Here is a 20,888-nt window from a genome sequence, read left to right on the forward strand (position 1 = left end):
AAAATTGCGAGAAAGACGGGCGGCAAGCCTGAGGGGTTGAGTGCAAAGCGGCAAAGGCGGGTATAATCAAGGTACACATCCTGGTGCGCCGTAGGAGCCAAGAAGCATGCTGCCTTTAAGTCCGTTTATTCTTGCCGGTTTCTTGTTGGCAATCGTCGGTTGGGGAGGGGTGGCGGTGTTGGTTTTTTTCACCTTGCCCACCCTGGGGCCGCGCTGGCTGTTTATGCTTTTCCTACTGCAAGCCCTCAGCGGAACCGTGATGCCGTTGATTGCGCTGATTCACCGCCGCTTTGCGGGCAAGTACGGCGTCGAGGGGACGGTGATCGTGCGCCAGGCGATTTGGGTGGGGGTGTACGGCGACATTCTGGTGTGGCTGATGATGGGGCGTGTGATGACCACCCAGATGGCTGTTTTTTTAGGATTGGGGTTTGTCTTAATTGAATTTTTCCTGCGAATGCGGGAGCGCAGCCACTTCCAGCCCGGGGTTCCAGAGAATGAGTGATTTGCGCGAGCTGCCATCGGTGGACCAACTGCTGCAAACCCGCACAGCAGCAGAGCTGGTGGCGGGGTACGGACGCGGGCTGACGCTGCGCGCTATCCGCGAGACGCTGGCGCAGGTGCGGATTGAATTTCAGGCAGGGGGGACTATTCCACAGGGGACTTTACTGCTGGAACGGGTGAGGATGCGGCTGGAGAGCTGGCTGGCTCCGACCCTGATGGCTGTGATCAACGCCACAGGGGTTGTGCTGCACACCAATTTGGGACGCGCGCCGCTGAGCCGCGAGGCGGTGCGGGCTGTGCAGGTGGTAGGCGGGGGCTATTCGACCCTGGAGTTTGACCTGCCCAAAGGCAGCCGGGGATCGCGCAGCGTGCATGCGGAAGCCCTGCTGAAGTTATTAACCGGCGCCGAGGCGGCCCTGGTGGTGAACAACAACGCGGCGGCTGTGCTGCTGGCGCTGAGCGCTTTGGCCAAAGGCAAGCGGGTGGTGATTGCGCGCAATCAATTGGTGGAAATCGGCGGTGGCTTTCGCGTGCCGGATGTGATGCGCCAGTCGGGGGCCAAACTTGTAGAGGTGGGCACCACCAACCGGGTGCATTTGCGGGACTACGAGGATGCGCTGGATGGACAGCCCGCGGCGGTGGTGATGCGCGCACATTCATCCAATTTTCGCATTATCGGCTTCACCAGCGAGCCGGAGTTTAAGGATATTGTCCAGACCGCGCATGGCCGCGGGGCCGTGGTTTTGGATGACCTGGGTTCAGGAACTTTCCTGGACACGGCGCGTTTTGGATTGGCGCATGAACCCACTATTCAAGAAGCGATGGAGGCTGGTGCGGATCTGATTTGTTTTTCGGGGGATAAGCTGTTGGGCGGTCCGCAAGCTGGCATTGTGGTGGGAAAAGCCGAACTGGTGGCAAAAATAAAGAAACACCCGTTGGCGCGGGCTGTGCGGGCCGATAAGCTGTGCCTGAGCGCGCTGAGCGCCACGCTGACGCATTACCTGCGCGATGAGGCCGAACGGGAGATCCCTGTGTGGCAGATGATCGGTTACACGCCAGAGGCGCTGCGTGCGCGCGCCCTACGGTGGGTGGAAGAAACCGGTCATGGTGAGGTGCTGTCCGGGGAGTCCACCGTGGGTGGGGGCAGTTTGCCGGAGGAAACCCTGCCGACTTATCTGTATGCGCTTGCCGTGCGGCAGCCGGGGAAATTTTTGGCGCGCCTGCGCAAAACCAACCCGCCCATCATCGCCCGTATCCAGGAAGATCGGGTGGTTTTTGACCCTCGCACGGTGCTGCCGGATCAAGAAGGGGCTTTTTTGGTCGGACTAAAAAATGTTCTGAACGAATTTAAATCCCAACTCAACCACGATAGGAGCGCAACATGAAAACTGACCTGGATCAATTGATGGCAGAGAACGGCATGGATGCCATGCTCATCACGGGTCCGCTGCAGCACAACCCTTATATGGTGTATTTAACTGGCGGCGGGCATGTGACCCAGGCCGATTTGATTCAGAAGCGGGGTGAGGCTCCGGTGCTGTTCCACGGCTCGATGGAACGGGATGAGGCTGCCAAAACCGGGCTGCAAACGCGCAGCTATTCGCTGTACCCGTTTGCGGATTTAATGAAAGAGGCCGAAGGCGATCGACTGTTGGCGATGGCGCTGCGCTACAAGCGCATGTTTGAGGATGTGGGCGTGACGCGCGGCAAGGTGGCCCTGTACGGCCAGACGGACATTGGCCGGGGGTACGCAGTTTTAGATCGGCTGAGCCAGCTGATGCCCGATGTGGAGCTGGTGGGCTACCCGAAAGAAGATTTCTTGCTGCGGGCGATGGCCACCAAAGAGGAAAACGAACTGGCGCGCATCCGGCGGATGGGCGAAGTGACCACCACGGTGGTGGGTATGGTGGCCGATCTGCTGACCAGCAGCCCGGTGCGCGGTGAGGTTCTGCTGCGCGCGGACGGTGAGCCTTTGACCATTCGCGATGTGAAGGCCAAGATCAATTTGTGGCTGGCCGAGCACGGGGCGGAAAACCCCGAAGATACCATTTTTGCAATCGGCCACGACGCGGGCGTGCCCCATTCCAGCGGCAACCCCACGGATGTGCTGCGGCTGGGACAGACCATTGTCTTCGATATCTTCCCCAACGAGGCGGGCGGCGGCTATTTCTACGACTTCACGCGCACCTGGAGCCTGGGGTATGCCACGGATGAGGCGCTGAAGCTGTATGAACAGGTGCTGAGTGTGTACCAAACCCTGGTTTCAGAGATGGAAGTGGGAATGCACTTCCCGCATTATCAGAAGCGCACCTGCGAGCTGTTTGAGGCCATGGGTCACCCCACAGTGATGAGCCAGCCGGAGACTGAAGTGGGTTATGTACATTCGCTGGGCCACGGCGTGGGCTTGTTTATCCATGAGCTGCCCAGCGCGGGTATGCTGGCCTCACCTAAGGATATATTGATCCCCGGGTCGGTGTTCACCCTGGAGCCGGGGTTATATTATCCGGAACGCGGCCTGGGTGTGCGCATTGAAGATACCTACACCGTTACACCGGAAGGCAAATTCACTGTTTTGGGACCTGTGTTCCCTTATGAACTGGTGCTGCCGATGAAAAAGACGGGCGGGCGCTGAACTTGAGACAAGGGATGGGGCGGCTCACAATGATTTATGGTATAAATCGGACATGAACGAGAAGATTACCAACGACACTTTTCCTGTACGGGTCTTAGGCATTGAGACTTCGTGCGACGAGACGGCAGCCGCCATCCTGGAGAATGGGCGCGCCCTGCATACCAGTGTGGTGGCGACGCAAATTGATCTGCACGCCAAATACGGCGGCGTTTTCCCAGAGGTGGCCTCGCGCCAGCATGTTCAGACCATTTACGCGGTGGTGGAACAGGCGCTGCAGCAGGCCCATCTGGGCATTAAAGACGTGGATGCCATCGCGGTAACCCGCGGGCCTGGGCTGGCTGGCTCGCTTTTGGTGGGAATGAACGCCGCCAAAGGGCTGGCTCTGGCTTCCGGTAAGCCGTTGGTGGGCGTGAACCACCTGGAAGGGCATATCTACTCGGCCTGGGTGCACCCGGCTGATATTCAAGATCCGCCACCCGCGCCGGAATTCCCGCTGCTGGCTCTGCTGGTTTCAGGGGGGCACACCGAGCTGAATTTGATGACCGATCACCTGACGTATGAACGTCTGGGCGCTACGCTGGACGACGCAGCGGGCGAAGCGTTTGACAAGGTGGCGCGGCTCTTGGGCCTGCCTTACCCTGGGGGACCTTCGATACAGAAGACTGCGGAGCAAGGGAACCCATTTGCCTTCCAGTTCCCGCGTTCTCGCCTGGAAGGCACCTGGGATTTTTCGTTCAGCGGGTTAAAAACGGCTGTGCTGCGCACGGTGAAGGAATATGAGCAGGATACGCGGCCTTTGCCGGTGGCAGACCTGGCGGCAAGTTTTCAGGCGGCGGTGATTGATGTGCTGCTGACCAAAACCCTGGCGGCGGCGCGGAAATTTGGTGTGCGGCAGATCCTTTTGGCGGGTGGGGTTTCGGCGAACCGGCCGCTGCGCGAGGCTTTTCTGGCGCAGAAGGAATTCCCCGTGCAGATTCCGGCTTTTTCGCTGTGCACGGATAACGCCGCCATGATCGCCGCTGCGGGGCATTTTCGGTTTGTCCGCGGTAAGACCGACAGCCTGGATATAGACGTGATGCCTAACTGGCCGCTGTCATAAGCCGGGCGGTCTGTCACTTTTTTCGAACTAAGATCATCAAACAAGGTAGAACGCTGGATGAATGAAGCGCCTTTATCATTGGAAGCTCTGCGCGCGGGAGACCGGGCCGAATTTGCGCGAATGGTGGCGCAGTATTCGCCGCAGGTGTACCGGCTGGGGCTGAAGATCACCGCGGACGAGCAGGATGCTGAAGATGTGCTTCAGGAAACGTTCGTGAGGGCGATGAAGGCCCTGCCGGGATTTGAAGGACGCTCCAGTCTGGCTACCTGGCTGTTCCGGATTGCCACCAACGAGGCTTTGATGGTGCTGCGGCGTAAGAAACCGCAAGTGACTTTGGTGGAAGAGACTGGCGACGCGGACGAAGAAGAAGGCGTTCCGCACCCGCAGCAGATTGTGGACTGGTGCTGCCTGCCGGAAGCCGAGATGCTCTCCAGCGAAACCAAGGCCGAGATGGATCGGGCGGCGGCGGGGCTTTCACCAGCCCTGCGTTCGGTATTTGTGCTGCGCGATTTGCAGGGCTTGTCGGTGCGCGAGACGGCTGAGGTTCTGGGCGTGGCGGAGGCGGTGGTGAAGACGAGGTTGGTGCGGGCGCGGCTGAAGCTGCGCGAGGCGCTTTCGGCTTATTTTGGCGAGCGGATGCAGAAGGTGAGCGCGGATGAAGAATAAGGGTCACTGCGAAGACTTGTTGGCTTCCCTCTCCGATTACGTGGACGGAACGCTGGACGGTCAATTGTGTGAGGCGTTGGAACAGCACCTCCAGAGCTGCCACAACTGCACCGTGGTGGTGAACACCTTGCGGCGGACGGTGGAGCTGTATCAGCAGGAGGAGCCGGATGCCATGCCTGAGGCGGTTCACCAGCGGCTGCTGCACCGCCTGCAATTGGACGATTTTCTGCACGAAGGGTGAGCGGCAATGTTCTGTGCGTTACCGAAGCCGGATCCGAAGAGCGAGGGGAAGAGCCAAAGCCCCAAAACCGAGGGCATTTCCGACCTCCGCGCAAAAAGCATTTGCCCACGCTGCGGTCAGGGCGTTCTGGATTACGATGGAACCCTGAACCTGATCTGCCCGGTTTGCGGGGTGGTGGAGGGCGGCTGTTTTACTTGATAAACTATGGTGCACAGCCCCGGTGGGGCTGCGAACGGATGATTTTGTGAGGAGAAGACGGGATGAGCCAAATGTTGGATGCCAATTTGCGCAAGCAGTTGAGCCAGATTTTTGCCGCCCTGGACCGTGAAGTGGGCGTGGCTTTCTTTGGCAGCACGGAAGAGAATTGCTCGTATTGTGAGCAAACCCTGGACCTGTTGGAAGAGGTGACCGCCCTGTCGGACAAGGTGCACTTGAAGTCCTACGACATCAACGAGGATGCGAAAATTGCCGAGGGCTATCATGTGGATAAGGCTCCGGGAATTGTGGTTGGTGAGATGCGCGGGGGCGAAATTGTCGATTTGGGGGTGCGCTTTGCGGGAATCCCCGGCGGGCATGAATTCACCAGCCTGGTGCGGAGTATCTTGATGGTTTCAGCGGCCGATTCGGGCTTGAGCGCGGAGACGCGAGAATTTTTGCAGCAGGTCAAATCGCCGGTGACTTTCCAGGTATTTGTGACCCCCACCTGTCCTTACTGCCCACAGGCGGTGGTGCTGGCGCACCAGTTTGCGATGGAAAACCCTCTGATTGAGGCGGAGATGGTGGAGGCGATGGAATTCCCGGATTTGTCGGATCAATACGGGGTTTCCGGCGTTCCGCACACCGTGATCAACGAAGGCGCAGGCGAGATTGTGGGCGCCGTGCCAGAAGCGCAGCTGCTGGCAAAACTTCAGCAGGTCATTGAAGACGAAATTTAACCCCATCAGGAGCGAAGAACCATGGCGATGAAAGAAGGCAAGGTTATTTGGAAACACGGGATGAGCTTCACCGGTTCGGGTCAGTCAGGTTTTGAGCTGCCCATTGGAACCGCGCCAGAGTTTGGGGGCGACAATGACGGCTTCAGTCCAATGGAATTGATCCTGATCGGCATGGCAGGCTGCACGGCTTTGGATGTGATGGCGATTTTGAAGAAAAAAGAACAGGATGTGACTGGTTTTGAGGTGGTGGCGCGGGGTGAACGTGCCGAAAGCCACCCGCGGGTGTACACCCATGTGCAGGTAGAATACATCGTCACGGGGCGAAATGTGCAGCGCGAAGCCGTGGAACGGGCCGTGGAGCTTTCGGAGACGAAGTACTGCTCGGTGCAAGCCATGATCAGCAAGACGGCCAAGATTGAATCGGTGATCACCCTGCGCGAAGCGTAATTCACACAAGCAACCATGACGAGCCGGTGAGGATATCACCGGTTCGTTGTTTAATTTGGTAAAATTACTCGACAATTATGAAAAATCTACGCTTACTGTTCTTAATCGTATTGTTGGGGTTGGTCATCGCGGTGACATGGATGGGGGTGCGTGTGATGATTGGCACGCAGCCGGCCGCGGCTGCAAGCGAAGGGGAAACCGCCGTGACACAGACGGTTGAGGTGGAAAAAGTGCCAACGATTCAAGCGAGCGTCAGCCCGCCGTATTCGCCCAGACTGGCCTGGTTCTATAAACCGCCCAAGGACGGCGATCTGGCTAAGATCGCCCAGAACTTTGATTTCTTCGTCCTGACAGGAGGGGATGAGGCGGAGCGAGAACGAATGCGGGAGGCGGGGGCGCAGGGATTCTTTTTGCAATATCTGCGCTTTGACGCGATTCTGGATATGGAAGACTGCCAGAAGCGCCCGTATCAGAATCAGGTGGCCAACCAGCCGGGAGATTTCTGTTGGATTGCACAGGAGCACCCGGACTGGTTTTTGCTGGACGGGAATGGGCAGAAGATGAAGAACGACGGCGGCTATGTGATGATGGACCCGGGAAACACTGGTTGGCAGGATTTTTGGCTGGAACGAGCGCAGATGGGGCAAGAAACAGGCGGTTGGGACGGCATTTTCCTGGATAATGTTGAGGCTAACCTGGATAAGCGCCGGCGGGTGGGCGCACTGCCGGAGCGTTACCCGGATGAGGAAAGCTACCGGCAGGCGGTACTAGGCTTTTTGAAGCGCATTTATGAGACCTACACTCGCCCCAATCACCGCCCGCTGTATGCGAATGTGTTGGATGTGGACAGCGCAGAAGAGCTGATGCCTTTTTTGGGGGCATTGGATGGGGTGATGGTGGAGAGCTTTGCGGTGGATTGGCAGGACGGCTATCACAGCCGGGAGACCTGGGAAAAAGAAATGCAGATGGTGGAAAGCGCGCAGCGCATGGGCAAACAATTGATTTTGGTGGCCCAGGGCCGCCAAATGGATTTCGCCCGGCAGGAATTTTCGCTGGCGTCTGCCATCCTGGCGGATTTGGGCGGGGTCACATTCCGCTACACGTACCACGAGGAATACACCACCGCCTGGCTGTATGATAATTACAGGGTGGAACTGGGCGGGGCTTTGGGCGAACGCTACGCTGCGGCAGGGGGCTGGCGGCGGGATTTTGAACGGGGCAGCGTGATGGTGCAGCCAGAGGCTGGAACGGCGGAGATCCGCGTTCAGCCGTAATTTCAGGTGCAGAGGAGCTAGGCATGGCCAGGGTGACGTACGTGGTGGTTCGGTCGGAAGAAGACCTGCCGATGGCGGAAAGCCGCCTGCAAAGGCTGGCGGGCAGGCTGAAGATGGATCATTTACCGGATACCCCGGCTTTGATTGTGCGCAGCGGTAGGCGCATGGGGGCGGTGTATCAAAACAGCCCGGCGGTCAACGTGAACGGTGCCAGTATTTGCCTGGGACTGACTGAAAACGGTGAGGCGTGGTGGGAACCTGGAAAAGCCCTGGACGGTTCTTTTGCCATCTTCCGGGAAACGGAGACGGGGGTGGAGATTGTGACCGACGCGCTGGCCAGCCGCACGGTTTGGACGGCGCAAAATGATCGTTTTTTCATCGCGTCCACTTCTCAGCGGGCGATTGTGGCCTTTTTGGAAAGCTTTGTGCTGAACCGTCAGGCGATGGCCTGGATGCTGTCTTCCGGCACGTTGGGGCCAGGGCACAGTTGGGATGAGCGCATTCAGCATTTGCCTGGGGATTCAACCCTGCGGTTTGACATGGAACGCTGGCAGGCGGAGGTGGATACTCGGCCGGTGCGCTTTACGGCGGCCCCGATATCGGACGCGGAACAGCGCAAGCGGTTGGCGGACGCGGTGGAAGCGGTGTTGAATCAACTGCACCCCGACCCGCGCTATTGGGTGCTGCCGCTTTCGGGCGGGGTGGACAGCCGCGCGCTGCTGTTGGGGATGGGGCTGCGTGAGAACCTGCCCTGCATCACCTGGGGCACCAAGGCGGCACTGCAGCAGCCGAAAAGCGATGCGGTGGTGGCCCGAAGGCTGACGGAACATTTTGGAATCCCTTTCCGCTATTTTCCGATGGAGATGGACGGCACAGTACACCCTGATTTGGTGCTGCGGCGCTTCTTGCAAGCGGGCGAGGGGCGCGTGGATCACATCCGCGGGTATCTGGACGGCTTTGCTACGTGGAAAACGCTTGTGGATGAGGGCATCACTGGTATTGTGCGCGGAGACGAGGCTTTTGGGGCGACGGCTGTTCCGCCCACGGGATACGAGGCGCGGCGGGCGATTGCCTGTATGATGCTGATGGATTACGGCAACCTGCCGCCTTGTCCGCCGGAGGAACATTTGCAGCAGGCACTGCCAGAATGGCTGCAGCGGCGCCACCGTGAGTCCCTGGTCACGTGGCGAGACCGCCTGTTCCAGCAATTCCGTGTGCCGTATGAATTGGCGGCGCTGACGGACTTGAAAACCGCGTATGTTGAGGTGCTGAACCCCTTGCTGGCGGGGAGCATTCAGGAAGTGGTGCGCGAGATGCCGGATCATTTGCGCACGCGCAAGAGGGTGTTTCGGGAACTGGTGGAAGCACAAAGCCCGAAGGTTCCGTTTGCTGCCCACCCCGCTGTGGAAACCGACCGAAATTTGCTGCGCTCGGCACGGATGGTGGAACTGCTGCGGGGAATCCTCAATCATGAGGCCGCCTTCCGGGTGCTGCCTCCCACCCTGCACGAATTTATTCTGGCTCACCTGATGATTGATCGGAAAAAGCAGAAACGCAACTGGCGGATCATGCGGCTGCGGCGCTATTTGAAGCGCTTAACGGGGCCGATCATCACCGGTCTGCTGCAAAGAGGACGCCCGAAGGTGGATATGGACCCGAACCGGCTGGCGCTGCGCGGGGCGATTGTGGTGAAGATGGTGGAAATATTGGAAGAGGATGCCGTGTTCTTTGTGGGGGGCGAGGCAGCGCAATAAGCGCGCAGGATCGGTATCGAATCACAGAAAAATCAACAGACCCTGGCGAAACTGCCAGGGTCTGTGTATGGAATGGAGAATATCGTCAGGCTTTCTTGCGCAGGGCGCTGAGAATGGCGATGATCAGTACCAGAGCGATGAGCACGCCGGTGGCGATGATGGCTGGCACGAGCCAGGGCTGATTTGCGGCAGGGGTGGCAGCGGGCAGGGCGGGGGCAGGGGTGACCAGGGTTTCGGCGGGCGGAACCAGGGTGGTGGACAGATCCGCGGTGCGCATGCTGAGGCGCGAGTCGCTGGAAATGATCTGCAGATCACGCACCACAGCGAAATCACCGCCGAGCTGACCGCGCAGGGCTGCGGTCACCAGGGCATTGCCTGCCCAGGTAACGCCTTCTGAGGTGGAACCCAGGACGCCTAAGACGGTGCGCTGGTTGTTCCAGGGGGCGGGGGCTAACTGCAAGTAGCCCAGGCTGACGCCGTCGGGCATGCGGTAGAGCACCTGCTGGCTGCGCTCTGTGGCGATATTGGAGCCGTTTTCAAAGGGGGCGGGCAAGGCCGGGTTCAGCTCGGCGATGAGGGGCAGGTCCGCGGGAACGCCCACCAGGATCAAATCGCGATCCTTGCGGAAATCTTCGGGGAGGGCATCCGCGAAGGCCGCGCCCACTTCCACCAGGGTGCCGTAACTGCGGCGGCCCAGATCAGCGGCCAACTGCGCGGCGGTGTTCCAGGCCGCAGCATCCTGGGCGGGCAGCACAAAGGCCACCGATTTCAGCGTGGGGCTGGCGGTGAAGTTGAGCGGGTAAGCACCCAGATTTTGCAGGCTGGTGATGATCGGCTCTGCCGGCACCAGGGGGATATGCAGCATGGAATCGGGGCTGATGGAGAGCCACAGGCGGTTGAGGTTGATATCGGTGCAGACGTCAATGGGCAGCAGGTCGGCCAGGAAGACCATGCGGTTGATGCCTGGGCGGACGGCGTAAGCGGGGATGGTGACCCGCGCCTTGCCGGCGGTGGTGGTTTCTGCGGAGATGCGGGCGCTGCCGATGACCTGATCGTTCAACTGCACGACCAACCCCGAACGGTCAAAATCAACCAGGGCGGAATTGGTGAAGTTGATGTCCACATAGGCATCGTTGTTGGTGATCTGTCCCGGGGGGATGTAGAAGCGAATTTCGCTGGAGCTGATGCCGGAGCCGCCGAGGGTAATGACATCGTAGCCGAGTTCACCTAAGGTGCGGTTGACGGGGATGGTGGGCACGGCGATGCTGGACTGGATATCGGTGACGACGGCCAGGTTGGGGGCGGCGTTGGTGCGGATGACACCGGAAGAGACGGCCTGAGCGGCCTTGTTGACCGCGGCGTCGCTGTCACCGCTGACCACCAGGACAACATTGGCGGTGCTCCAGGGAGAAGCGGCCATCTGCACTACACCTTCACCTTGGTTGACCCCAGCGAACGCACCGCCCTGCAAAGCCGCGGGAAGGCTGAGCGGGGTGAGGAGGGCGGAGAGACGCGCCGCCTGACCGACCATGAAGATATGATTGGCCTTCTGCACCTCAGGGGTAAAGGCAGCCGCGGGCAGCAGGGTCATGGGCAGGCGGTTGTTGGTGAGGCGGCCAAACCCACCGGCCAGGGTGAGGGCAGCCTGCAGTTCACCCGCGGTGGGGTTGTCGGGGACGATGACTGCCGCGGTGACGGGCTGGAAAGCGCTGTCCTGGTAGATGGGCTGCGGCAGGCGGTTGAGATCCAGGCGCGGGGCGGTGGTGTCGTGCGGCAGGTTGATGAGCGAGGACTGCCGGACGATGAGGCTGGTGGAGTGGTCGTATTCGCAGTCAATGGCGGCGTCAAGGAAGAGCAGCAGTTCGTGACGGCCGTCGCTGCGGGGCGAGACCAGGGCTTCGGGCGGCAGGGGGATGGTGAGGGTGCGCTCGCCGGTCCAATCCAGGGGGAGGGTGGTGACCAGAACGTTATTGAAGGTCACTTCCAGAGAAGCCCCGGTACCGGTAAAGTCCAGCCCCTTCAGGGTGGTGTAGGAAGAAGAGAGATCCAGCTGCACTGTGGCGCCGGGCAGGAGCACCCAATCAATGGGGGTGCTCAAGCGCACCCGCAGGGAGTCATAGGGGCCGCGCAGCAGGTTGTCCGTCTCTCCTAAGGTGAGGAAAGTGACCTGGCTGGTGGGGTCCAGGACGGCGGCTGGGGCGGCAGCAGAAGTCGGGGTAGGGTCCGCAGTTTGGGCGTAGCCGGTTGTGCTGGAGCCTGCCCACAGGCCGACCACCATAACTAACACAATCAGGAAATAGGTAGCTCGTTTCATATGCACAATTCACGCCTTTGAGGGCGCTCCTCCTTTCGCGAAATACAGTTGGGATGGAAGTACGGATAGAATAACGGGAGACATGCGCTGTACGACATGATCCCAGGTGAAATGCGTTTCGACCCGTTGGCGGCCCGCCAGGCCCATGCTTTGGCGCTGGACGGGATTGCTGAGCAGTTCCTCCAGGGCAGCAGCGAGGGCGGTGGCGTCTTGCGGGGGGACGATCCGGCCGGTTCGGCCGTCTTGAATGATCTCCGGCATGGCCTCACCCGACACGCCCACGCAGGGCAGACCGTAAGCCATAGCCTCCAGGAGCACGTCGCCCCAGGTCTCCAGGCGGGAGGGGAGGACAAACACATCTGCCTCGGCATACAGGCGGGCGACGGCGGCTCGGTCCCAGGTGGGGGCCACCCATTCCACCTGGGGCGAGGCGTCAACAGCCTGGGGCGGCTTTTGGGTGAGCAGGCGCAGGCGAGCGCGGGGAAAGCGGCTTTGCAGCTGAGAAAATGCCTGCACCAGCACATCCCCACCTTTGCGGTGAAATTCTTTGCCGATGAAGAGAATGGTCGGATCGCGCTGCGGGTCGCGAGCGGGCAGTTCGGGCAGAGCGGGCAGGTTCAGCCCGCCGCCGACAACACTGACCTTCTCAGCCGGAAGCTGGTAATCCTGAAGGATGGACTGGCGGACGAAATTGGCGCGGGTGAAGATATGCGCCGCGGAAGCGTAGGCCTGGCGCTCGCGGGCGATCCATGCGGCGCGCTGTTGGGGCGGCAGGGGGGAACGGCCAGCGGCAGGGCGGGCGGCAGAAAGCTGGGCGGTGTAATCCGTGTACATGACAGAGGGCAGACCGGTGGGGATGCGCAGGGCGTCGAACAGCACGCCGATTTGCAGGATGCCGTCCACCTGACCCTTGAGGGCGGAGAGGGCGCGGTTTGCTTTACGGGAACGGGCATCAAAGGCGGGCACGTTTTTATAGAAGCGCTCCTGCCAAATGCGGCGGTTGGGGTGGATGACGCGCAGGGCATTGAGCAGGCGCGGCAGGCCGCTGAGGTTGGCGTCCACAACGTCTACGATGTGAAATTGGCGCGACAGGGCCTGCACCAGGAATCCCAACTTGACCTGAGTTCCAGGGTCGGTGTGGATATTTCCGGTGAGGGCAACCGCCAGGCGCAGCTCTTTCACAAAGGTACCCTTATTTCTGAATATCCCGGCGCGGAACGCGCGCCCAGGTAGAGGTTTGACGGCCGCGGAGGAAGCGGATGAGGCCGGCTACGGCGGCAAAATTGCTGTTGACCAGGAAAGTGGGCAGGTAGAGGATGCGGGCCAGGGTGTTTTTTCGTTCCAGGCCCTGGGCAGCCCAGGCCAGCAGATAAAACAAGACTTGCAGACCGAAGATCACCCAGTTGAAAGGAGGCGCCAGCCACAACCAGCGCCAGGAATCAGCGGCGGGCGGGAAGATGAGGGCAGCCAGGTTGGTGAGCAGGGCCAGGAGCATGGCGAAGGGAACCAGGGGCCGGAAGAACTTGTGAGAGAGAATTTGCCAGACGAGCATCGGCCGGCGCAGGGGCAGCAAGTGGCCGAATTGGAAAATGGCCTGATAGCGCCCGGCGATCATGCGGGAACGGCGGGTGATTTCATCCTGGGCAGTAGGCGAGATACGCTCGTGGGTGCGCGCCAGGGGGGCGTAGATGACCTGACTGCCGCGTTTGAGCAGGCGCATGGTGAGGATAAAGTCATCGTTGATGACCCCGGCGGGCGGGGCTTCGTATAATTCGCGGCGGATGGCGAAGATGTCGCCAAAGGCGTTGGTACTGGTGCCCAGGCGGGTTTCGTTGGTCTGGATGAAGGATTCGTACTTCCAGTAGAGGCCCTCTGAATCGCCCAGGGCGCCGTCGCCGCGCACGATTTGCCGGGAGCCAAAAGCTCCGCCGACGCGCGGGTCGGAGAAGGGCTTGACCAGATGACGGAGGGCATCGGGGGAGTAAAGATTGGTGGCGTCGGAGATGAGGACGATCTCGCCGCGGGCGAGGGTGACGCCGTGGTTGACGTTGATCAGCTTGCCTACGCGCTGGGGAGCGGTGTATAACCCAACGCCTTTTTGCGCATAGCCATTGACGATCTCGGCGGTGCGGTCGTCAGAGGCATCGTTCAGAACGAGGATTTGCAGCTTGTCGGCGGGATAGTCCAGCGCCAGACAGTTTTCGATCTTATGCGCGATGACTTGCTCCTCGTTGAAGGCGGCGATGAGGATGGTGACTGTGGGGGTATGATCCGGATAGGGCGGATGAGGCTTGCGGGTGCGCGCCAGGAGAGCCAGCAGCAGCGGGTAGCCGGCATAGGTATAAACAATGAAGAGGACGCTGAGCCAGAAAAGGATGCCGATCATGAGGGCTGACTCCGTTGAGGGGTGACTTCAAGGTATAGATGATGCAGACGCGCGACGGTGGTTTCCAAATCGTACTCCTGGGCGATCCGTTCGCGGCTGGCAGCGCCCATGCGGGCGCAAATGTCGGGGTGGGAGACCAGATTCACCAGGGCTTCCTGTAAAGCCGCGCCGTCATTGGCGGGAACGAGGCAGCCGTTGACCCCGGGGAGGATGACATCCTCACTGCCGCCGACATGCGAAGAGACCGGCGCCAGGCCGCAGGCCATACCCTCTAACAGGGCGTTGGAGAGGCCTTCGGTGAGCGAGGGGAGGACGAAAATATCGGCGGCATGCAGATAGGGGCGCGGGTCAGTGACTTTGCCGGGCCAGAGCACACCTTCTGGCGAAGCCGCGCACAGCTCGGCAGCCTGCTCGCCGTCCCCGACCAGTAGGAGAGAGGCCTGAGGGGCGGCCAGGCGGATCTGCGGCCAGAGACTGAGGAGCAGGGCAAGGTTCTTTTCGGGGTCGATGCGCCCGGTAAAGACCAGCACGGGCTGGTTGGCAGGCAGCCCCAATTGGGCGCGGGCAGCGGCTTTCTGCTCTGGGGTGGCTGGGGCGAAGCGCTGGCAGTCGACGCCGTTGGGAATGAAAGCGCGCCGCTGGGGGGGGATTCCGGCAGCCTCCAACTCGCGGTCAATTTCACGGCTGACGACGATGAAGCGGTCCACCTGGGTTTGCAGAGGGCGCAGGCGAGAAGCTGAAAGCGAGTTGCGGCGCAGCTTGGCCAAGTCACCGACGGCGCCGCCGCGCAGGACTTTGGCTACCACAGGGGTTTTCCATAGGCGGCGGGCCGCCAGGGCAGTGGTGGTGGGTGAAAGCAGCTCGTGGGCGTGAATGACCTGGGGACGAAGCTGGCGCAATTTGAGGAGGGCCGCGGCCAGGAACACCAACGAGCCAACCCGTTTGGGGCCGGGGATGGGCAGGCGGTGAACCGGCACGCCGTTGACGATTTCTTCGGCGGCCAGACCCGGATAGCGGCGGGTGAGCACATGCACATCCAGCCCGCGGGCTTGCAGGCGCGGGGCAACGGCAGCCAACTGCCGTTCGGCTCCGCCTACGCGCGGGTGGTATCCCTGGATGATCATGGCCACACGGAAGGGGCTATTCACGGGGGAGCGCCTCCTTAAACGAGGGAGAAACCTGGGTGTAGAGCTTAAGTAGGCGGTTGGTCCAGGTATCGAGACCGAATTGCGAAGCAGCACGAGAACGGGCGGCCTGGGCTGCGGCGGCACAGCGCGACGGGTGGGTGAGGAGGGTATGGAGCGCGTTGGCCAGGGCGGTGGGATCTTTGGGAGACACCAGGGAGCCCACATCCGCGGAGACCACGCGCGGGGCGTCGCCCACCTTGGTGGCGACAATGGGCAGACCAGCAGCGAGGGCTTCAAGCAAGGCCACGGAAAGACCTTCCCAATGGGAGGGACTGACGAAGACATCCGCAAGGGGGAGCAGAGCGGGCACATCGGAGCGCGCGCCGAGGAAACGCACATCGTCCGACAGACCGAGCTGCCCTGCCTGGGCTTCCACCGCGGCGCGGGTTTCGCCGTCGCCCACGAAGACCAGAGCGGCCTGAGGCAGACGTTCGCGCAGTTGAGCGAAGGCTTGCAGCAAATCCGCCTGACCCTTGGGGGGCGAAAAGCGGCCCACAGACATGAGTATAGGTCGGGTGGGATCGCTGAACCAGGAAGCACGCTGGCGCTGGCGCTCGGCGGCGGACGGCAGAGGCGGAAGAGCAACGGCGTTGGGAATGACCACGATGGGGCGGTTGCCCAGGCGCTGCTGGTGGACTTCTGCAATCGCGTGACCGTTGGCCATCACCACCGAGGCCATGCGTGTGAGGGTGTAGGTCTCCATGTGATAGCGCAGGGGGTTGTAGTGGCGCGGGTCGCGACCGGCCGAGCGCAGGGAGGCGATGACGGGCACCCCCGCAGCACGCGCGGCGAACACACCGATGATATTGGCATAGGTCAGGTAGGTGTGCGCCAGGGTGACTGATTCTTGATTCAGGAGGGTGACCAGATGCTGGATGCGCCCCAGATTGAGCAGACGGCCGCCCAGATGGTGGGTAGTGACGCCCAGGGCGCGGATTTGCTGGGCGATGTCGGTGTCGGCGTCATCGCTGAGCGAGATGACGGTGACCGGAATACGGCGTTCGCACAGCTGCTGAACCAGGGTCAGGACCATTTTTTGGGCCCCGCCCCATTTGAGGGAATCGATGATCTGAGCGACTTTCATGCAGAACCTCTTCGAAGCCAGGCGGACTGGAGGGTGTGGATGAGCTGCAAAACGAGCTTTTGTTCTTGCCAATAGAGCAGCGCAGCGTAAACCGCACCGCCGGAAAGCGCAGCGAGAAGGATCTGGAGCAGCGGCGGCCAGGCGGCGGTGAAGGTCAGCAAGCCAAAGACGGCCAGAGCCATGACAATCCCAGAGATGGCGGCAGGTTGGAGGGCTTTCCACACCTGGAGCAGATCAGTGCCCACCATGCGGGCAGCGACGTACAAATTGAGTGTGCCGGAGAGGGTGGCAACGGCCGCCTGGGCCCAGCCGACGGAGGCGATGGTGCCAAAGGTGTGGATGACGAAGAACATGGCCGGAATGATCAGCCCCAAACGCACCAGAGCCAATTTGACCATCACATCCACACGGCCCTGGGCTTTGTACAGGCTGCCCGTGTTGAGTGAGAGCGAGAAGAGCATGGAGAAAATGGAGATGGATTGGATCACAGGGATCGCGTCCATCCACTTGGCGGTCAGGAAAGCCAGCACGAAGGGGCGCGCCACCAAGGCCAGACCCAGCCCCATGGGAATGGTGACCAGGGCAATGTAGCGCAGGGTGTTGAGAAAGGCTTTGTTGAGCGCTTCGGCGGATTCATCGCGCACGCGCACGTACACCGGGAAGAGCACCACCGAGATGATCAGGCAAAATTCGGAGATGAGCAAATCGGGGATGCGGAAGGCCATGGTGTAGGTTCCCAGGGCGATGGTGCCGAGGAAACGACCCACGAAGAGGTAATCCACATTGGTCAGCAGGGAAGCCAGACCGTTGAGACCGACGATGCTGAGACCGTAGGTGAGCAGGCTGCGGGCCAGGACACGGTCAAAGTGGAGGGCAGGCCACCAGGGAAGTACGCGCCAATAGACTACGGTGGAGAGCAGTGTGGAGAGCAGCTGACCGAGGATCAGGCTCCAGGGGCCTAAACCTAACAAGGCAAAGATAATGGAAAGGATGCCCTTGCTGGTGGAGCGGATAAAGTCTGGGAGGAATTTTTGTCGGAACCCCAGATTCTTTTTGAGCAGGGTGTTATGGATGTTGCTGAAGGCCGAGATGGGGAAGACCAGGGCCAGAGTGCGGATGATGGGGATGGCACGCGGATCGTTGAAATACCAGCCTGCCAGCGGGGCAACTAACCAGCTGAGTCCGTAGAGGGCGGCAGCGATGAGCATGCCCAACCAGAAGGCCGTATCGGCGGTTTTTGGGTTTTCTTTATGGTAAATGAGGGCTGGGCCGATGCCCAGGTCGCTGAGCACATCCAGGAAGCTGATCACCACAGTAGCGTAGCCGACCACCCCATAGTCATCTTGACTGAGCAGGCGAGCCAAAACCAGCGTGCTGAGGAAATAGAAGAACTTGCCGCCGTAGCTGGCCGCATAGATCCAAAATGTGCCTTTGGCGACTTCTTTTCCGACGCTGATCGGGGCTGATGCAGTCATGATTCTCCAGTGCTGAATAAGATCGAGGTCTTATTCCTGTTCGTAGGTTTGTGCGATCGAGATGGACAGGTCAAAGGGTGCCCGGCCAGTTTGCTGGCTGTGGAAGATACGGTATTCCTGAGCTGCGACATTGGCAACGGAGAGGAGGATGCCTACCAAAAGCCAGAAGGGGCGCGGGTAGGAACCGTGGACGAAGAAAGATGCGGTGAGATAGCCAATCATCCCAATGGACAGGGCGGAGGTCATGCTCTGCACACGGCGGAGGCCCATTTCGCCAAATTGACGGGCAGCGCGGGCTGTTCCGCGAAAGACAGCAATTAATATCAGAGCAAAAGCCAACACGCCTAAGATACCTTGTTCTGCGGCGACTTCAATGTACAAGCTGTGCGGGGCGCGCTGTTCGCGGCGGGGATCAATGCCCACGCGCGGTGAGTATTCCAGGTAGTTGGCAGGATAATTCTTGAGGCCCACGCCGAGGAAGGGGTAGTCCGCGAACATGAGAAAGCCCACGGCATATTCGTTGATGCGCCCGCGGAAGGAAACCTCGGACTGCGCCGAGCTGGTGGAGCCCGGCAGAAAACTGGTGAGGGTGGAAAGACGCTCGCTGTATTGAGCAGGCATGAACAGCACCAAAGCGGCCGCCAATGCCAGCCCGATGAGCAGCGTTTCCAGCTTGGGGCGGTAGTGGAGGAGGGTCAGGAAGGCTACCACAGCCAGAGCAAGGAAACCGCTGCGAGAGAAGGTGAAGATGATGGTGAGCACCACCGTTACCAGGGCAAAACCGGCGGCAAAGCGCGCCAAGAGGCGGCGTTCGTTTAACAGGCGATCAAACGCCAGCGGAACAAGCACCACCAAAACCTGGGCATACGAGTTGGGGCTGCCAAAGGTGCCCTGGATGCGGTAGTCGTTCGACTCACCTACGATATTCATGATGGCGGCCTGCCCGAAACCGCCAAAGGCGTTGGTGAACTGGCCGGTGATGTATTGGTACACGCTGATGGCAGCGATGAAAGTTCCAGATACCAGCAGCGACCAGACCACCACACGGATGCTTTGGAAGCGCTGCATGAGCAGCACGATCAGCATGGCGATGATGACATCATCCAGCAGGTCAGAAAAAGCCGTTGAAGCGGTGGCCTGGTCACTGGCAAACAGCAAGGAGGCGTAACTGACCAGGGTGTAGAAGCCAATCAAGATTAGGGGCTTATCCCATCCGCGGGGAGGTTCTTTGTAGAGCAGCCAATGGATGAGGACAGTGACCACCAGCAGAGCCACCAGAGGCTTGGCGACAGAAGGGAACCCCTGATATTTGATCAGTGTGTCTGAAACGCGGGTGTAGTTAATGAGCACCAGGAGGGCTAACCCAAATTCTGCGCGCACCACCGTTAGCACGGCCAGAACGAGGCCGACCACCACCACGGTGATGATGGTGGGGCTGGCGATGGAGATGACCGCCCAGCCCAGGGCTGCCGCTGCCGCGACAGCCATGAAGATGATGATGGGGGTCAGCCAACGCTGGCTGGGTGAATTTGGGGTGATGACACTCATGTTAAACCTCCCGGTTGTGTCGCATGGGTGCGGCGAAGGCTCTGCGGTCTTTAATCCAGGGCGCGTTCTGCACGTTCGGTCAATTCAATAGCCGATTCGTTGCCCTGATAGGTAGCCACAGCGGTTTGCGGGTTGAGGGCGATCCGGTCTGTGCCCGGTTCGATTTCGATGGGGACAAGCAGGGCCTGGCGGATGCGTTCCAGGGTTCGGCCAGCGGCGCCTTCGTTGGTGGAAGCCAGCATGAGCGCAAAACTGACATCGGTCCAGCGGCCAATGAGGTCATTACCGCGCAGTTCCTTGCGCAGCACATTGGTCACCTGGTTGAGGATGCGCTGGGTGACCGGCTGCGGCAGGCCGTCAATCAGATCGAGCAAGCCGTTGAGGCGAATGAGACCAAAAGAAACCACCCCATTAGGATCGCGGGCCAACTCGCCTTCGAGACGGCGCATTAAGTAGCGGCGGGTAAAGGCAGAGGAAGAGCGGTCCATCATTTGGCGCTGGCGGTAGGCATCCAGGGGGATGGAGATTTGTTCACGCAGGATGGCCAGGACGGCGCCGATGACAACACCCAGAACGAGAGCCAGGGCGCCGTCACGCAGGGGCTGAGGACGAATCGGTACAGATGGGACAGAAGCTGGATCCAGGAAGGTGATGTCATACACCTGGTAGAGTGAGCGAATGTAGCTGATGGCGCGCTGCCCCAGGTTGTTGGCGATGGTGGCGGCTACCTGCGGGTTGGGCCCATCTACGGATAGTTCCAGAATATTGGCGTCGGGGAGGACGACCGTGGTGTGGGTGTATTGGGCCGCGTCACTTTGCAGGATGCCCAATTCCTGTAAGGTTTCGTCGAAGATGCGGGCGCTGTTGAGAAATTCCGCATAGGTCGAAACAATGGAACGTTTATCCAGGGCTTCGAGGCTGGTTACAACATCGCGCCCGGTGACCAGAGAGGGATTGGGACTGACCACAAAGCGGGCGCTGGTGCGGTAGATGGGAACCGAGAAAAAGGAGACCACCAGGGCAACGAACAAGGCAATTAAGCCCGTGAGAGCGACAATCCACCAACCGCGCTGTAACATCTTCAAGTAGATACGAAGTTCCATTTCAATCCTCCTCGCATGTGCGTAGATTATTCAATTGTGCAGGCGATCCGCTCCACCAGTACGAGTATGATGCGGATGACGGATGATAACTTTGATTCGAAAGGTCAATCCTACTACTAGCCACCTGACACTTTAACAAAAGAATAGTTGATCGGCACCAGATCTCCACTAAAATAGGTTTTCCGGAAGCATTTTAGAAACGGAGTAAACCAATGCCGACCGACCTCCTTTATCATAACTGG

At 60.2% G+C, this 20,888-nt stretch carries 18 protein-coding genes; 10 read left to right on the plus strand and 8 right to left on the minus strand.

The annotated features are described in order from the left end of the window. Positions 1 to 106: 106 nt before the first annotated feature. The 10 genes from ADN01_RS03995 to ADN01_RS04040 all read left to right on the plus strand — a co-directional run bounded on the left by ADN01_RS03995 (position 107) and on the right by ADN01_RS04040 (position 9,549). Positions 107 to 502, plus strand: a complete 396-nt coding sequence (locus tag ADN01_RS03995; protein WP_062418253.1) for a hypothetical protein — start codon at positions 107 to 109, stop codon at positions 500 to 502. After that, positions 495 to 1,886, plus strand: a complete 1,392-nt coding sequence (gene selA / locus ADN01_RS04000) for an L-seryl-tRNA(Sec) selenium transferase (protein WP_062418254.1) — start codon at positions 495 to 497, stop codon at positions 1,884 to 1,886. The genes ADN01_RS03995 and selA overlap by 8 nt, the downstream gene beginning before the upstream one ends. Then, on the plus strand, positions 1,883 to 3,133 hold the full coding sequence (locus tag ADN01_RS04005; protein WP_062418255.1) for a M24 family metallopeptidase: 1,251 nt from the start codon (positions 1,883 to 1,885) through the stop codon (positions 3,131 to 3,133). The genes selA and ADN01_RS04005 overlap by 4 nt, the downstream gene beginning before the upstream one ends. 52 nt (positions 3,134 to 3,185) lie before the next feature. Beyond that, positions 3,186 to 4,232: a tRNA (adenosine(37)-N6)-threonylcarbamoyltransferase complex transferase subunit TsaD gene (tsaD, locus tag ADN01_RS04010; RefSeq protein ID WP_062418256.1), complete on the plus strand. Its 1,047-nt coding sequence runs from the start codon at positions 3,186 to 3,188 to the stop codon at positions 4,230 to 4,232. Positions 4,233 to 4,289: 57 nt separating this feature from the next. Further along, positions 4,290 to 4,898, plus strand: coding sequence for an RNA polymerase sigma factor (locus ADN01_RS04015; RefSeq protein ID WP_062418257.1), 609 nt, complete (start codon positions 4,290 to 4,292; stop codon positions 4,896 to 4,898). Beyond that, complete coding sequence (locus tag ADN01_RS04020; RefSeq protein WP_062418258.1) at positions 4,888 to 5,139, plus strand: anti-sigma factor family protein; 252 nt, start codon at positions 4,888 to 4,890, stop codon at positions 5,137 to 5,139. Before ADN01_RS04015 ends, ADN01_RS04020 begins: the two co-directional genes overlap by 11 nt. Before the next feature lie 260 nt (positions 5,140 to 5,399). Further along, a complete protein-coding gene (gene pdo, locus ADN01_RS04025; protein WP_062418259.1) occupies positions 5,400 to 6,074 on the plus strand; it encodes a protein disulfide oxidoreductase in 675 nt (224 codons plus the stop codon). A gap of 21 nt (positions 6,075 to 6,095) precedes the next feature. After that, a complete protein-coding gene (locus tag ADN01_RS04030) occupies positions 6,096 to 6,521 on the plus strand; it encodes an OsmC family protein (RefSeq protein ID WP_236690963.1) in 426 nt (141 codons plus the stop codon). Positions 6,522 to 6,598: 77 nt separating this feature from the next. Continuing rightward, positions 6,599 to 7,795: a putative glycoside hydrolase gene (locus ADN01_RS04035; RefSeq protein WP_082142772.1), complete on the plus strand. Its 1,197-nt coding sequence runs from the start codon at positions 6,599 to 6,601 to the stop codon at positions 7,793 to 7,795. A gap of 23 nt (positions 7,796 to 7,818) precedes the next feature. Next, complete coding sequence (locus ADN01_RS04040; RefSeq protein ID WP_062418261.1) at positions 7,819 to 9,549, plus strand: asparagine synthetase B family protein; 1,731 nt, start codon at positions 7,819 to 7,821, stop codon at positions 9,547 to 9,549. Between the two features lie 85 nt (positions 9,550 to 9,634). Here ADN01_RS04040 and ADN01_RS04045 read toward each other — a convergent pair whose 3' ends face one another. From ADN01_RS04045 to ADN01_RS04080, 8 genes are read right to left on the minus strand one after another with little or no spacing between them, the layout of a single operon-like run. Next, positions 9,635 to 11,863 (minus strand): cellulose biosynthesis cyclic di-GMP-binding regulatory protein BcsB, encoded by a 2,229-nt coding sequence (locus ADN01_RS04045; RefSeq protein WP_062418262.1) that lies wholly within the window; start codon positions 11,861 to 11,863, stop codon positions 9,635 to 9,637. A gap of 9 nt (positions 11,864 to 11,872) precedes the next feature. After that, positions 11,873 to 13,045 (minus strand): glycosyltransferase family 4 protein, encoded by a 1,173-nt coding sequence (locus ADN01_RS04050; protein ID WP_062418263.1) that lies wholly within the window; start codon positions 13,043 to 13,045, stop codon positions 11,873 to 11,875. 10 nt (positions 13,046 to 13,055) lie between these two features. Further along, positions 13,056 to 14,249, minus strand: a complete 1,194-nt coding sequence (locus ADN01_RS04055) for a glycosyltransferase family 2 protein (RefSeq protein ID WP_062418264.1) — start codon at positions 14,247 to 14,249, stop codon at positions 13,056 to 13,058. Further along, on the minus strand, positions 14,246 to 15,397 hold the full coding sequence (locus tag ADN01_RS04060; protein WP_147239037.1) for a glycosyltransferase family 4 protein: 1,152 nt from the start codon (positions 15,395 to 15,397) through the stop codon (positions 14,246 to 14,248). Before ADN01_RS04060 ends, ADN01_RS04055 begins: the two co-directional genes overlap by 4 nt. Then, the gene (locus ADN01_RS04065) at positions 15,390 to 16,520 is read right to left on the minus strand and encodes a glycosyltransferase (protein WP_062418266.1); all 1,131 of its coding nucleotides are present in this window, start codon (positions 16,518 to 16,520) and stop codon (positions 15,390 to 15,392) included. The genes ADN01_RS04060 and ADN01_RS04065 overlap by 8 nt, the downstream gene beginning before the upstream one ends. Further along, positions 16,517 to 17,995, minus strand: a complete 1,479-nt coding sequence (locus ADN01_RS04070) for a lipopolysaccharide biosynthesis protein (protein ID WP_062418267.1) — start codon at positions 17,993 to 17,995, stop codon at positions 16,517 to 16,519. The genes ADN01_RS04065 and ADN01_RS04070 overlap by 4 nt, the downstream gene beginning before the upstream one ends. Before the next feature lie 30 nt (positions 17,996 to 18,025). Beyond that, positions 18,026 to 19,543: an O-antigen ligase family protein gene (locus tag ADN01_RS04075; protein WP_062418268.1), complete on the minus strand. Its 1,518-nt coding sequence runs from the start codon at positions 19,541 to 19,543 to the stop codon at positions 18,026 to 18,028. Positions 19,544 to 19,593: 50 nt separating this feature from the next. Next, a complete protein-coding gene (locus tag ADN01_RS04080) occupies positions 19,594 to 20,646 on the minus strand; it encodes a Wzz/FepE/Etk N-terminal domain-containing protein (RefSeq protein WP_062418269.1) in 1,053 nt (350 codons plus the stop codon). Positions 20,647 to 20,888 lie beyond the last annotated feature (242 nt).

The sequence above is a fragment of the Levilinea saccharolytica genome, from assembly GCF_001306035.1.
In the GTDB taxonomy this organism is placed as follows: domain Bacteria; phylum Chloroflexota; class Anaerolineae; order Anaerolineales; family Anaerolineaceae; genus Levilinea; species Levilinea saccharolytica.

Bases quoted from the DNA above. Each gene is read 5' to 3' on its own strand.
- ADN01_RS03995 (WP_062418253.1), top strand. From the start codon at position 107: ATGCTGCCTTTAAGTCCGTTTATTCTTGCCGGTTTCTTGTTGGCAATC.
- selA (WP_062418254.1), top strand. From the start codon at position 495: ATGAGTGATTTGCGCGAGCTGCCATCGGTGGACCAACTGCTGCAAACC.
- ADN01_RS04005 (WP_062418255.1), top strand. From the start codon at position 1,883: ATGAAAACTGACCTGGATCAATTGATGGCAGAGAACGGCATGGATGCC.
- tsaD (WP_062418256.1), top strand. From the start codon at position 3,186: ATGAACGAGAAGATTACCAACGACACTTTTCCTGTACGGGTCTTAGGC.
- ADN01_RS04015 (WP_062418257.1), top strand. From the start codon at position 4,290: ATGAATGAAGCGCCTTTATCATTGGAAGCTCTGCGCGCGGGAGACCGG.
- ADN01_RS04020 (WP_062418258.1), top strand. From the start codon at position 4,888: ATGAAGAATAAGGGTCACTGCGAAGACTTGTTGGCTTCCCTCTCCGAT.
- pdo (WP_062418259.1), top strand. From the start codon at position 5,400: ATGAGCCAAATGTTGGATGCCAATTTGCGCAAGCAGTTGAGCCAGATT.
- ADN01_RS04030 (WP_236690963.1), top strand. From the start codon at position 6,096: ATGGCGATGAAAGAAGGCAAGGTTATTTGGAAACACGGGATGAGCTTC.
- ADN01_RS04035 (WP_082142772.1), top strand. From the start codon at position 6,599: ATGAAAAATCTACGCTTACTGTTCTTAATCGTATTGTTGGGGTTGGTC.
- ADN01_RS04040 (WP_062418261.1), top strand. From the start codon at position 7,819: ATGGCCAGGGTGACGTACGTGGTGGTTCGGTCGGAAGAAGACCTGCCG.
- ADN01_RS04045 (WP_062418262.1), bottom strand. From the start codon at position 11,863: ATGAAACGAGCTACCTATTTCCTGATTGTGTTAGTTATGGTGGTCGGC.
- ADN01_RS04055 (WP_062418264.1), bottom strand. From the start codon at position 14,249: ATGATCGGCATCCTTTTCTGGCTCAGCGTCCTCTTCATTGTTTATACC.
- ADN01_RS04065 (WP_062418266.1), bottom strand. From the start codon at position 16,520: ATGAAAGTCGCTCAGATCATCGATTCCCTCAAATGGGGCGGGGCCCAA.
- ADN01_RS04070 (WP_062418267.1), bottom strand. From the start codon at position 17,995: ATGACTGCATCAGCCCCGATCAGCGTCGGAAAAGAAGTCGCCAAAGGC.
- ADN01_RS04075 (WP_062418268.1), bottom strand. From the start codon at position 19,543: ATGAGTGTCATCACCCCAAATTCACCCAGCCAGCGTTGGCTGACCCCC.
- ADN01_RS04080 (WP_062418269.1), bottom strand. From the start codon at position 20,646: ATGGAACTTCGTATCTACTTGAAGATGTTACAGCGCGGTTGGTGGATT.